At 50.2% G+C, this 12,439-nt stretch carries 12 protein-coding genes; all 12 read right to left on the reverse strand.

The genetic code is table 11. The features are described from left to right. A complete protein-coding gene (locus BTJ39_RS03680) occupies positions 1-870 on the reverse strand; it encodes a hypothetical protein (RefSeq protein ID WP_139356306.1) in 870 nt (289 codons plus the stop codon). 94 nt (positions 871-964) lie between these two features. Beyond that, positions 965-2,107: a hypothetical protein gene (locus tag BTJ39_RS03685; protein WP_078001327.1), complete on the reverse strand. Its 1,143-nt coding sequence runs from the start codon at positions 2,105-2,107 to the stop codon at positions 965-967. Positions 2,108-2,141: 34 nt separating this feature from the next. Further along, complete coding sequence (gene sctE / locus BTJ39_RS03690; protein WP_078001328.1) at positions 2,142-3,941, reverse strand: type III secretion system translocon subunit SseC family protein; 1,800 nt, start codon at positions 3,939-3,941, stop codon at positions 2,142-2,144. Further along, on the reverse strand, positions 3,925-4,449 hold the full coding sequence (locus tag BTJ39_RS03695; RefSeq protein ID WP_078001329.1) for a SycD/LcrH family type III secretion system chaperone: 525 nt from the start codon (positions 4,447-4,449) through the stop codon (positions 3,925-3,927). The genes sctE and BTJ39_RS03695 overlap by 17 nt, the downstream gene beginning before the upstream one ends. Positions 4,450-4,593: 144 nt before the next feature. Next, entirely contained in the window at positions 4,594-6,300 is a 1,707-nt protein-coding gene (locus BTJ39_RS03700; RefSeq protein WP_078001330.1) for a DUF2534 family protein, read from the reverse strand. Between the two features lie 69 nt (positions 6,301-6,369). Continuing rightward, a complete protein-coding gene (locus tag BTJ39_RS03705; RefSeq protein WP_078001331.1) occupies positions 6,370-6,864 on the reverse strand; it encodes a DUF2946 domain-containing protein in 495 nt (164 codons plus the stop codon). Between the two features lie 247 nt (positions 6,865-7,111). Further along, positions 7,112-8,542: a PTS transporter subunit EIIC gene (locus BTJ39_RS03710; RefSeq protein ID WP_078001332.1), complete on the reverse strand. Its 1,431-nt coding sequence runs from the start codon at positions 8,540-8,542 to the stop codon at positions 7,112-7,114. 57 nt (positions 8,543-8,599) lie between these two features. Then, positions 8,600-9,403 (reverse strand): sorbitol-6-phosphate dehydrogenase subunit, encoded by an 804-nt coding sequence (locus tag BTJ39_RS03715; protein WP_078001333.1) that lies wholly within the window; start codon positions 9,401-9,403, stop codon positions 8,600-8,602. 6 nt (positions 9,404-9,409) lie between these two features. Then, on the reverse strand, positions 9,410-9,967 hold the full coding sequence (hxlB, locus tag BTJ39_RS03720; protein WP_078001334.1) for a 6-phospho-3-hexuloisomerase: 558 nt from the start codon (positions 9,965-9,967) through the stop codon (positions 9,410-9,412). Continuing rightward, the gene (locus BTJ39_RS03725; protein ID WP_078001335.1) at positions 9,964-10,683 is read right to left on the reverse strand and encodes a ribulose-phosphate 3-epimerase; all 720 of its coding nucleotides are present in this window, start codon (positions 10,681-10,683) and stop codon (positions 9,964-9,966) included. The genes hxlB and BTJ39_RS03725 overlap by 4 nt, the downstream gene beginning before the upstream one ends. Positions 10,684-10,770: 87 nt before the next feature. Further along, positions 10,771-11,205 (reverse strand): PTS mannitol transporter subunit IIA, encoded by a 435-nt coding sequence (locus BTJ39_RS03730; RefSeq protein ID WP_096777680.1) that lies wholly within the window; start codon positions 11,203-11,205, stop codon positions 10,771-10,773. A 401-nt stretch (positions 11,206-11,606) separates the two neighbouring features. Beyond that, entirely contained in the window at positions 11,607-12,437 is an 831-nt protein-coding gene (gene manZ / locus BTJ39_RS03735) for a PTS mannose transporter subunit IID (RefSeq protein ID WP_078001337.1), read from the reverse strand. Positions 12,438-12,439: the final 2 nt, after the last annotated feature.

A 12,439-nucleotide genomic window follows, 5' to 3' on the forward strand; every position in this document is an offset into this window, starting at 1 on the left:
TTAACTATTTCCTTTTTCTGCAAAATTATTTATTGGGTAAGCGTATGCCGCTATCAATAAATCCGCACACCCATGTATCGTTTCATCGTCATACTTCTTTTTGGGGTTAAGTATCCAGCCCACAGTTTTGGGAGAAAACGACCTGAATTTAAGTCTGAATCTGTTTTGATTATATTCATTTTCATAGCAGTTACGTTGCGCATCCGATTTGATATTGCCCTCGGGATGAGAGTATGAAAACATCATCACCCGACAGATACGATCGCCAATATCTAATACCCTCGCCAGTAATTCGTCGGAATTTTTATCCTCAGCATCCTCAGTCAGAAGCTTTAGCCACGTATTCCCTATTTTTGAAGTTACTTTTTGGGTGTTTTCGCTATTGTATGCCTGCAAATATTGAGTTACGGTCTGAGACAATAACTCTTCTCTGATATTTACTGGCATTGATTGAGGCTGACAATGACGCCAGGCAGCAAGAAATACTAAGCCGCGAGTTAATTCCTGCTGCAAATGAGTCATGTCGATAAGTTGTAAAGCGAGCGACTGGCGTTCTACGGGAAGCCTGCTGATTAGCTGATGCAGGGCAAACGCCAGGCGATGAGTATCGCAATACGTTTTAGCCTGTTTTTCTGCGACTGCTTTATCTTGTTGTAAGCCGGATGGGGGCGATTCACCCGCCAATAAAAATGGCTGGTTATAAAAGCTGGCCGCTACGTTTCGTACTTGCGTTACCGGCAGGTCAACCGGTGTTAATGTCCATGAGGTTGGCGGCAAACCATCCACACAGGCGCTCCGCCAGTTGGTGTTCGCCTGATCATAACGAATGAGAGGTGGATATTGATAGGAAGTTCCGCTTGTATAAGGCATTGGTAGTCCGGTTACACAATAAAAAACGCAAGCCATACAGCAGGCTCCGCACACTAATACCCGACGGGTTGCGGAGCCTGTTTATCAAGATTAATCAGGCTTTGATATTACCGGCGACCGACGCGCCCAGCTCCTGATCCATACGACGAGTTTGCTCCATCATCGACATCATATCTGCCAGCAGCTTAGCCGACTTTTCTGCCGACTGGCGCGTCATCTCAACGGCGCTATCCAATACTTTGGCTTCAGCTCTTTCCAAAGTCTCTTCTTTCTGGAAATTACTGACCACGGTGCTGCCGGTACCGTCGGCGATGCCCGCACTGGCGACCCCGATAGCACGCTGGGTTTCAATTTTGGCCCGGTTTTGCTGATAGCGGTTATCACCCTGATTATAGGCAGCCTGCAAGTCGTTTCGCTCAGCCATAACGATATCCAGATCGCGCTTCACCGCCGCTTTGTGTGCATCGGTGAGTTGATCATGATGTGCTTCAAGGTCAGGCTGAGCATCGTTGTTTGTCGGCAGCTTATTTCCTGACTTAACATCGGCAGTATTTTTTACCAGAACGTCGTGGTTAACTGAGTCCTGAACATTCTGCAGTTCGCGAATTTTTACATCCCTTTCATGCATGCCTTTCAGGTTACCTTCAAGGCCAATTCGCTTATCGCCCTGAATATTGACTTTCTGGTGCTGATAGTTTTTGGTTGAGCCGTGCAATGCCGCAGCCTGAGTACCGATATTGATACCGGATGAGATAATGCTCTTACTCATAATTGATAAGCCCTGCGCCATCTGAGCGCTGGCTGCCGCTTTACTACTGGTTTCACTCATAGTGCCGTATTTGGCGCTCAGCGTATTACTGGCGATTGCTGAATCATTCGATGCTTTGATAAGCAGCATCAGAACGTCACTCCACCTGCTGCTTGCAGGTCCGATCACCGTAACGCTATCTCCCTTACTGTCATGGATAGCCGTTTCCAGACCGCGCTGAACCTCTGTACCCAGGGACCTGTCCGTTTTTAATACAGACAGTAGCGCTACTTTTGCCTGCTCGGGCGTTTGTACCTGATTCAGATAATGCGAACCAATCTGACTGCTGATATCAACTAACAGGCCACTTTCACTAATTGGCGTCCCTTTACTTTTAACCTCAGAAACTGCATTGTCCGCAGAACCGGAAATAATGCTCTGGGAGTCGATAACTAAGGGATTAGCACTCAGATTATGTATAGTAGTCATATTCATTCCTCTTGAAATTTATGATGGCTTGTATTTACGCCCGGGTACGAGCCAGAACCGCCCTTCCTGCGGCGAGTTCCGCATTTGCCATATCTGATGACGCAATCAGCATCTGATTGGTTTTTTCAATAACAGCAGAGAAAACATCAACGATCTGCTTATCGAAGCGTTGCATGATTTTTGATGCGCTAAGCAAAAGCGTAATTTCTGCCATGACATCGCTGGCTTTTTTCTCAAACACCCCGGCACTTATTGACCCACCAGCATTAACGCCGGCATTAACGCCCTGAAGCACATCGCCACTGAGCGCCATCAGGTTTGCCATTTGTTTTACTTTAACTTCATTACCCATTAGCTGACTTAAAAAGCGCGTTAACGGCTGAGTCATCCGGGTAATGACATCATCAACGGCCGTAACCGCATTCTTCATGGCACTGGTTAAGCCTTTAAAAGCCTGTCCGAGCATCTTTCCTGCCGCCGACATTAATTTATCAACTGGCAGTTTTTTTAATAACACGGCACCTAATATCATCACCACCACGAAAATAGCCACCGCCAGTACCGTTGACACAATCTGAGCCGTATCAGGATCCATGCCAAACTTGACCAGAACTTTACTTATTACATCAGCCATTGCCTGAATTACCGGCATAATGACATGTTCAAGCACCGGTTTAAGCGCCGCGCTCATGAACGATTCATTACCCGTAACTTTCTGATAGATTTCATCGCTGACCATTAACGCCAACCCGATGGCAGCAATTGCCAGACTGGCGCCACCGGTAAACACGGCGGCCACCACGGAAACAACGGTGATTATTGCGCCAAGTATTTTGCCAATGCAGCCCATGGTTTCCTGCATTTCTTTGGCTTTGCGCTGCTGTGCCTCAACCTCTTCAGCATCACTGCGCAATTTTTCCTGCTGTGCTTGCTGCACTTTACGTGAGAATTCAATATTGGCGCGTAAGCTCTCTTCGCTTGACTCGCCCATAATGGCAATGATTTGTGCCATTAATAAGGCTGCGGTCTGAGTGGTTTTTTTACCCTCAGTAATAATATCCTGCGCGGAGGCAGATTTTTTATTAAGTCTATCCAGATAGTCCAGAGCGTTTTTCATTGCGCTCGCCGCGTTATCGCGTGCAGTTTTCGCCTGAGAAACGTCCTTGTTTAGATTACCCAGAACTGTCTTTTCATTACTAATCTGACCTGAAAGGCTATTTATTTTCTGTTTAACGTCCTGAATAGAAGATGCCAGCTTTGCTATATCATCCTGACTGCTGCCATTCTGAATAGCCTGTTGGTGATCTTTTTCCAGTTGGGCCAGCGTTTTTTCATCATTAGCTTTTTGTTGTTCCAACGCATTAAGCTTTTCCTGACTGGCCGCCTGGTTCAGCTGTGCCTGCTCATATGATTTTTTAGCCTCATCATATTTTTTGCTCTCAGTGTCTATTTGCTCAAGCGTTTCTTTACTGGCATTCCCCATGCTTTTGCTAAAGCGGGTATACATATCCATCCGCAGTTGCAATTCGTCCATAGCCTTTTCACCGAGCAAAACCACCAGTTCCGCCATTAATTCGTTATAGCTTTTTACTGACGTCGATTTACCGGTATCTGTCTGGCTGAGTTTGGGAGGTGCAAGATAAGGTTTTATCGTACCATTTTGTCCCCTGTCTGATTCGGTAATTATCTTTTCTTCGATAATTTTTTTTGCAGCTGCCGCCTGGTCGGGGTCTAATTTGAATATTCCACCACTTTCAACTGTTGATGATACAGGCTCATCATAGTTAAGAGGGATATTTAGTGGTTGCGATGAAATATTAGTTATACCACTCATCTTTTTTCTCCTTCCTTTCTTCAAGATCCCTTATGCTGTTAATTGCATCGAGGTATAAATTAGCCTGATGGACCAGTTGCTGGTCTTTCTCGTGCTCAACCACCAACTCAAAACATTTTTTAGCTTTGCCAATGTAATGCAACTGCAAATTACATTGACCTGCTTCAAACATAGCCCGGTAATTATTTTTGCTTAAAGCAAATGCAACGGCATATACATCGAGCGCTTTTTTATATTCCTGCTTGAACTGGTAAACGGCAGCCAGACCAAAAGCATAATCAGCATTGTAGATGTCATAGATAAAAAGAAATTTAAAAAACTGCTCCGCTTCAGCTATTTTTCCCTGTTGATACATCTCATAGGCGCAGGCATAAAGGGCATCAAACATATTGTCAGGCAACGCGTACAGCTGTTTGCGTGATGCTCCGCTTGTTACGATATCGTTGAGTAAAGTGTCAATATTTTCATCATCGATCTCGCTAAAGAAATCATTATTCTTAAAATTCATATGGTTGCACTGTTTGTAGGTGGGATTTTAATCGGGAATATTTTAAATATTCATCGTGATGAGGGGATATAAAGGAACGTTTAATTTTGCGGTTAACCTGCGGTAATTCTGCATGCCGGTACGACGTGTCGTACCGGCATTGTGTTATTGCTCGTCGTTTTCCCCGAGGAAAAAATACCACAGCGGTACGGAAAGCAGCGCGGTAAATACCAGCGTATACAGCAGGATCATAAACGTCTGGGTCACCACCATTTGCGTGCTCCATTCGCTCAGGGGGATCTGATACTGCTCAACTACCCCGCTGATAATGGCTTTGCCCATCACCACGACTACCAGCATAGCGACCACGATGACACCGCGAATAAACCGTCGGGTTTCCTTCTTTTTTACCGCAATGCGATCCTGGATAATGCTTAGCGGCGACTGCTGAGATGGCAACAACGTCCTGGCGGCGCGCTGGTGTTGCTGCTGGTTACGCTTCCAGCGCAGCATATCCAGTGCAACAAATGCAATCAGGCTTGCGCCCATCATCGGCAAGCAGTATCCGGCTACCAGAGCCAGCAGCAGCGTCAGTACACGTCCCGATAAAGAGAACGTCAGCCAGCAGCTGACCAGCGTTTCTGCCGGACTGGATTGCGTCTGAGCCGGGCGGCGCAGCCACCACATGCGATAGCCGAGGACAATTAGCGCACACAGTCCGAAGCCAAAGACGGCCAGAATAAGCTGGTTAGGTAAGCCAAACAGCACGCCCATATGCGCATCCACGCCCCAGCGGGTTAATTTGGCAACTAAGGGAAAGTTGGCAAAGTGGGTCTGATCAACGATGGCGAAGGTGGCCGGATTGACCGCTACCGCATCAACGCGCGTCGGCCAGCTACGATCAACTTCGGTCACCGTCCAGGCTTTACCCTGAGCGCTGGGTTGGCGTAGTTCGACTTTATCTGCGCTGATGCCGACTGCTCTGGCGGCTGCCAGCACCCGCCCCCAGTCGGCGTCAGGCTGGTTAATCGCCGCCGCGCGGCCATGATTGGCATGCACGGGCATCGCCATGCCGTCATGATCGGCGTGTGCATCCGCAACCTCAGGTGCAGCGCTGACGGCAAGATCCGTTTTAACCTGCGGCGTCAGCCAGCCGAAAGAGGCCCGCATATGGTTAATATTTTCCCCTGCCCATTGCGACCAGGTCAGTCCGGTTACAGAAAAGAACAGCAGTCCAAGCAACAGCGCCAGCCCGAGGGTCGCGTGCCAGTGACGGCTAAGCGCCAGACGCCCTTTCACTTTGCCCCGGCGGCGACGCGGTCGTACGTTCAGCCATAGCACCACGCCGCCGAGCGCCGCCAGCCACAGCCATGAGGCGGCCAGTTCGCTGTAGCTGCGTCCCGCATCCCCCAGCAATAAACCCCGGTGTAGCTTATCCAGCCACATGCGCAGCGGCAGCACGCCGGAGGTGCCATATACCGTCATATCCCCTTTGACGCTGAGCGTATAGGGATCGATAAATATCGCCCGCGATTCCGAAGGCGCGCTGTCCGGGTAAATAAACTGCACGCGCGTGGTTTCATTGGCGCCAGGGGCCGGTCGTAGCGCATAAACCACCGTCTGTTCGCCGACATAATGGCGGGCGGCGGCCACCTGCTGTGCCAGTGGCTTCGCCGTGCCCTGAGGCTGAACGAACAAGGCATCCTGATACAGCAGGTTTTCAATCTGCGGCGTCAGAACATATAACGTGCCGCTTAATGCGGCGACAAAAATAAACGGGGCAATGAACAAACCGATATAAAAATGCAGGCGACGGACAAGGTTGTAGGTCGCGCTGCGCGTGGTTGAGGCAACGGGTGATATTGAAGACATAGCCTTCCCATTTTTTCAGGATGAATACCAGTCACGACGACCGTTAAAACGGCGTCGGGGATCTGCTCGCTAAACGGAAAAATGGGCCGCAGGCGGACCGCGCGGCGGCTGGCTGAGGGAATAGGAAGGAGATACCGGTCTGACAAGGCGCAGTGGCGGTCTGGGCGTGCGGGTCATCAGCATCAGCCAGCTCAGTACCAACAGTGCCCAGACCATAAACGGCACGTGGATAAGCAACGTACAGTAACCACAGGCGGCGTCATCATCCCTATCCATCAGATGATTATCCGCCGCCGGGGTATTTTCTGCCGCAGACTGATGGTCATGGACGTGGTGCCCCGCCATGCTGTTATCCACGCTGTCTGTTTCTTCCATGTCGTCCATATCAGGCATCATCGCCATCGGATGGGCGTTGTGAGACACGGAGGATGCCATGCTGCCAGCCATGATCATTTGCTGATGCATCAACGATTTTGACACCACCGGTGCAATCATCAGCAGCAGCATTGCCAGAATGGCAAGGCTGGCAGAGATTGCTTGTTGTCTGTGGCGAGGAACGTTCATGCAGTAAAGCGCAACCGGCAGTCGAAAATGGCAAGCAGTGTATCCTTTTCGCTAACTGGAGGTAAAAAAATTGCGCTTTTTTTACCAGAAATAATGAAAATTTAGCACTGCGTTACCATTTTACAGCCGCACCTAAACCTTATTGTAACCAAAAAGACACATATCATTAACCGATAAAGCGAGGATGACCATCAGCAACCATGATCATCCCGTATTGGCGCTCTCACCTGAGGTCAGGCAGCTTTGCTCAGCTATTTTCGCGTCGTTGTTTAACCATCCCGACGATAGCATCCCAGGTTTTGGCTTCCATAAAGTTTTCAATAGCGATGAACTGAACCCGGCCGTCATCGTGCAGTTTTTTCGCCCGGTCAATCAGTCGGGTATGGGTGACAATCAGATCGGCGCCGCCGGGGATGGCCTCAATCTGGCTGTTATTAACCTCCACGTCCAGCATTGCTTTGCGTAGCTTATTGCGCAGAATGGATGCCCCCATCGCACTTGACCCCATGCCGGCATCGCAGGCGACGATAATGCGTTTCAGCGGCTGCGTGGCCTCAGGTACGATTATCGCCACGCCAGATGTCGCTGCGACATCGGCTGCCAGCTCGCCGGGTTCTTCCTCTGCGGCCTGACTTCTGTCGAGTTTGAGGATCACGCTTGCCACCAGAAATGACACCAACATTCCGGCGAAAAAGCCAACCAGGTTACCGACCATCGCGCCTTTAGGCGTCAGCATCAGCAGCGCAATAAAGCTACCAGGCGATGGCGTTGCCACGGTGCCGCCTCCCAGCATCAAAAAGCAGCTCAGCGAGGTAGTAATACCGGCCATGGTGGCAAAAACCAGCACCGGTTTCATTAGTACAAACGGGAAATACACTTCGCCGATGCCACCCACGCCGGCAATCAGTGCGGCGGTGGGCGCGGTTTTTTTCGCCATCCCCTTGCCGAACAGCGAAATGGCCAGCAGCGTCCCCACCGACGGGCCACAGTTCGCGTCCACCAGGAACAGCACCGACTTGCCGGTTTCCGCCACCTGTTCAAGACCCAGCGGCGCCATAATGCCGTGGTTAATCGCGTTATTCAGAAACAGCACCTGCGCCGGGGCAACAAAAATAGAGATCAGCGGCAGCACCTTGTGTGAAATGGTCCAGTTCACGCCAGCGGAAAGAACATGGATTAGAAATTCGATGATCGGGCCGATAATCAGGTAGCCCAGCAGGGTAATCAGCAGTCCGATGATACCCATGCTGAAGTTACTGATCAGCATTTCAAAACCGGCGCGGAATTTCCCTTCCAGGTAATTATCGACTTTCTTCATTATCCAGGCGGCCGTGGGACCAATCACCATGGCGCCGCTCAGCATCGTGACGTCAGAACCAATAATCAGCCCCATGGTTGCCAGCGCGCCGAGCGCGCCACCCCGCTGTCCGTGGACGATATAGCCGCCGGTAAAGCCAACCAGCAGAGGTAAAAGATAGGTAAGAATCGGACTTACCAACGCGCCAAGATGCGGATTTGGCAGCCATCCGGTTGGAATAAATAAGGCGGTTAATAATCCCCATGCGACAAAAACGCCGAGGTTAGGCATTACCATACCGCTTAAAAAATTCCCGAAGCGTTGAACCTTTACTAAAAATCCTGGCCCGTTGTCAGCGCCAGTAATTTGTTGTGTAGCCATGTCATTTGCCTCTGTAGGGTAATAATGTAATGAGGTTGACTGCAGTTATTAGCTTATTTAGCGAGACTTGCCGCCAGATATATTAATTGTGGTGCCGCTGATATAACTGGCATGATCCGAGGCGAGATAGCAGATTAAGTCCGCAATCTCATGATGCTCTCCCGCTCTGCCGAGAGGAATTACGCCAGTATAATCATCATCAATATGGTCAAACTGTTTTCCTCTGGTATAGGCCAGCGCTTTATAATTTTCGTCGCTGTTCATATTGGTTCGCTTATTAATACCGGGAGCAATACCCACCACGCGAATATTGAAGCGGCCATACTCTTTGGCCCATGAACGGGTAAAGCTGTTCAGCGCACCTTTGGTTGCTGAGTAGATGCTTTGACCGGCAGAGCCTTCAGTACCCGCTTCTGAGGAGACGTTGATAATCGTGCCGCTATTTTGCTTGATCATGGCCGGCAGCACCGCCTGAGTGCAAAGAAAAGGCGCTTTCTGATTTACCGCAACGATAAAATCAAAATCCGCTTCCGTTGCCTGATAAGTGCTGTTTTTTCCGTAGAAGTCGTACATTAAGCGCGGGCGGTTAACACCGGCATTGTTAACCAGACAGTCTATTTTGCCATAGCGTGAAATAACCTCAGCGACGAGCTTGTTAACCGCGTCAGGTGAGGTTATATCAGCCTTAATAAACAGAGAAGCGTAATCGCGCCAGTTATCGGCTTCATTGAGATCGCAAATAACGACTACCGCGTTATTACGGTGCAGCATTTGCGAGATCCGGGCGCCGATACCGGAAGATCCGCCGGTGACCAGAATGATTTTTTCATTAAGATTTATCCAGCCGTTATTATTTTTCATCGAACCTTACTCCAGATTAGCGTGGTATTGCCAAAGGCTTTTTAATTCAATTTGCTGTTGGCGAATAATCATCAGGGCTACGGTATCGCCCAGCAGCAGCAGCGATTGCTCAAATAATGATGTCATCGGCTGGACCGAGGGCGTTTCTCCACTCAGATTGAGCTTGGTTTGTACCGGTATTCGCACAAACAGGTGGCAATAGCTGCGCATGGTGCTCTGCGGATTAGCGCCAATATGGACAACACGCGCGCCAAAATCATGGGCTTTTCTGGCAATGCCCAGCGGAAACAGGCTTTCCCCGCTGCCGGATCCGACAATCAGCAGGTCTTTATCGGTTATTGCCGGTTCAGTAATCTGCCCAACCACATAAGTGTTAACGCCAATATGGGCCAGCCGTTTGGCGATCGCCTCCAGCGAAAGCAAGACTCTGCCAACGCCAACAAAGAATACTTTTTCAGCGCCGCAGATCAGCTGGATCAGCTGTTCAACCTGTTCCTCTTCTACGTTCTGCAAGGTCACTTGCAGCTCGTTAACAATTTCTTTTTCAGTCGCAAGATAACTCATAGTGCCTTCTCCCCCGCCGCCGCGCGCGCTGCCAGCCCGGCGCTGACTGCCTGGTGAAGCCGCTGCAGATTCTGCTCAAAGCTAAATCCCTGCTGATAAAGGCTGGTGCTGCCTAAAACCAGATTATCGGCTCCGGCGGCGACCAGTTCGGGGATGCTGTCGAGTGATACCCGACCATCAACCTGAATAGCGCAATCAGATCGCTGCTTATTAGCCATTGCGCGAACCTCAGCCACTTTATTTTTCGCGTAGCTGACCTGCGATTCGCCGCTGTCGCCGGCAAAGCCGGGGTTGATCAGCATCAGCAAAATGCAGTCGATTTCTGCCAGCGCGTAGCGCAGATTTTCCGCCGGCGTCGCCGGGTTCAGCGCGACGCCGGCTTTAACGCCGTGGCGTTTAATCAGGTTAACCAGACGGTCGAGATGGCGCGCTGACTCGTAGTGAAAGGTGATTTGCTGTACGCCAATAGCCAGCATTTCCGCGACAAACCAGTCGTTGTTAACGGCCATGATATGAATGTCAAAAGGCAGATCGGTAACGCTGCGCAGTTTACTTATCGTATCAATGCCAAGCGGCATGCTGGGGCTGAACCGGGCGTCGATAACATCAATATGCAGCGCGTCAACCCCGGCCTGCTCAAGCTGACGCACGGACTCTCTGAGGTTAAGTAAATCCGCGCACATTATTGACGGCGATAAAACAATTTTATCCATCATTCATTCCTTATTATTACCGTATCCGGCGTCGTATCAGAGGACTAACCTGCTCCACGCCACCGTGCTGAAGGCATAAACGGCTGACTGTCAGGCTGCGACGCCCAGAGCATCAATAATGCTTTGTTTGCTGGTGGCCCGGCGCATCAGCTCAACGGTATCGGGTTCCATGCAGGCAACCGCAATTTGTCCCAACATATCCAGATGCGTGCCGTCTTTTCCTGCGATGCCAATAACCATATAGGCCAGTTCGCCGCCGCCGAAATCAACGCCGTCGGGCAGCTGAATAATTGAAATACCCGAGGTTATGATCTCACTCTGAGCGCCGTCCGTGCCGTGCGGGATAGCCAGATGGTTTCCCATATAGGTCGACGCGATGCGCTCACGCGCCAGCATCAGGTCGATGTATTTTTCGCTGACGTAACCACCGTTGACTAATAGCTTTCCCGCTGCGCGGATGGCTTCGTCGCGTTCGCTAATTTTCGAATTAAGTACAATGCTGGCCGCACTACATATCTCTTTCACCACAGGCCCCTTTTGATAATGGTTGAAAATGGTTAGCAATAACGCTGGCTGGCTGTCAGTAAGTTGCTCTCGCAATTTTTACCAACCAAAACTCAATAATCACAATATCAATTAAGTTAAAATAACGATCAATCGCAACCATTCAAAAGCATGACGTAGTTCAAATAAATTTATCGGCGGCGCTGAATGCGGTGACGATGTTTGTGTTGAAATTCCGGTTTTTATATCCAGTTAACTAAATGAAATTATTGCCATTTATATTGACTACATTGACGGTCGCAACTGACCTATTTTTGGCGGAGGGACTGAAGGTTGGCGGAGAGTATCGGCTTTATTTCGCAATCATTCGCAGCGTTGTTACTGTCTGGCGCTGGCAATTTCCACTGCCAGCGCGCAGAGCGTTAACCTAAAATGCCTGACCAGTAACCCAAAATACCGATCGGAAAAATGGCCAGTATCAGCAGTAGCGCGTTCACCTTGCGGCGCAGCAGGTAAGCGACGAACAGCGTAAGCAGCAGCGGCAGCATACCGGGTAGCAGCTGGTCAAAAATATTCTGCAAGGTTGTGATCGCAACTTTTCCATCGCTACCGGTGATGCGCGAGACAACAACCGGCACCTGAATCGTCGTCCACTTACAGACCAGCGCTCCCATAACAAATAGCCCAAGGATGGAGGCGCCTTCGGTTAATTTTTGTAGCCGATTTCCGCCCAGGTCGCGCAATATTTCACGCCCTTTCTGGTAGCCGTAGTTCAGGCCATAATATTTCAGCGCCAGGCGGATAATATTAAATAAAATAAAAAATAACAGGGGGCCGGCGAGGCTGCCGGTCAACGCAATAGAAGCCCCAAGCGCTGCCAGAACCGGGCGCACGGTACCCCAGAATACCGGATCGCCGACGCCGGCAAGCGGTCCCATCAGGCCAATCTTCCCCCCGCTGATGCCGGTGCCGCTTACCGGCGATCCGCCCGCCTTTTCTTCCTCCATGGCCGCCGTCACGCCAAGAATGGGCGAAGCAACGTAAGGTTGCGTATTAAACCACTCCAGATGACGCTTGAGCGCATCAGCCCTCTCCGGTCCCGGTCCATAGAGGCGCTTAATGGCCGGGATCATAATAAAGCAGATCCCCAGCGCCTGAGCGCGTTCAAAATTGAACGACCCCAGCAGGATATTGGAACGAATAAACATATTGCGCAGGTCGCTTTTCGTCAGCTGTTTTTTGTTATCACTCATAT

This window comes from Izhakiella australiensis (genome assembly GCF_002006995.1).
GTDB lineage: Bacteria > Pseudomonadota > Gammaproteobacteria > Enterobacterales > Enterobacteriaceae > Izhakiella > Izhakiella australiensis.

Coding starts and splice junctions, on each gene's coding strand:
- BTJ39_RS03680 (WP_139356306.1), bottom strand. CDS start 870: ATGCCTTATACAAGCGGAACTTCCTATCAATATCCACCTCTCATTCGT.
- BTJ39_RS03685 (WP_078001327.1), bottom strand. CDS start 2,107: ATGACTACTATACATAATCTGAGTGCTAATCCCTTAGTTATCGACTCC.
- sctE (WP_078001328.1), bottom strand. CDS start 3,941: ATGAGTGGTATAACTAATATTTCATCGCAACCACTAAATATCCCTCTT.
- BTJ39_RS03695 (WP_078001329.1), bottom strand. CDS start 4,449: ATGAATTTTAAGAATAATGATTTCTTTAGCGAGATCGATGATGAAAAT.
- BTJ39_RS03700 (WP_078001330.1), bottom strand. CDS start 6,300: ATGTCTTCAATATCACCCGTTGCCTCAACCACGCGCAGCGCGACCTAC.
- BTJ39_RS03705 (WP_078001331.1), bottom strand. CDS start 6,864: ATGAACGTTCCTCGCCACAGACAACAAGCAATCTCTGCCAGCCTTGCC.
- BTJ39_RS03710 (WP_078001332.1), bottom strand. CDS start 8,542: ATGGCTACACAACAAATTACTGGCGCTGACAACGGGCCAGGATTTTTA.
- BTJ39_RS03715 (WP_078001333.1), bottom strand. CDS start 9,403: ATGAAAAATAATAACGGCTGGATAAATCTTAATGAAAAAATCATTCTG.
- hxlB (WP_078001334.1), bottom strand. CDS start 9,967: ATGAGTTATCTTGCGACTGAAAAAGAAATTGTTAACGAGCTGCAAGTG.
- BTJ39_RS03725 (WP_078001335.1), bottom strand. CDS start 10,683: ATGATGGATAAAATTGTTTTATCGCCGTCAATAATGTGCGCGGATTTA.
- manZ (WP_078001337.1), bottom strand. CDS start 12,437: ATGAGTGATAACAAAAAACAGCTGACGAAAAGCGACCTGCGCAATATG.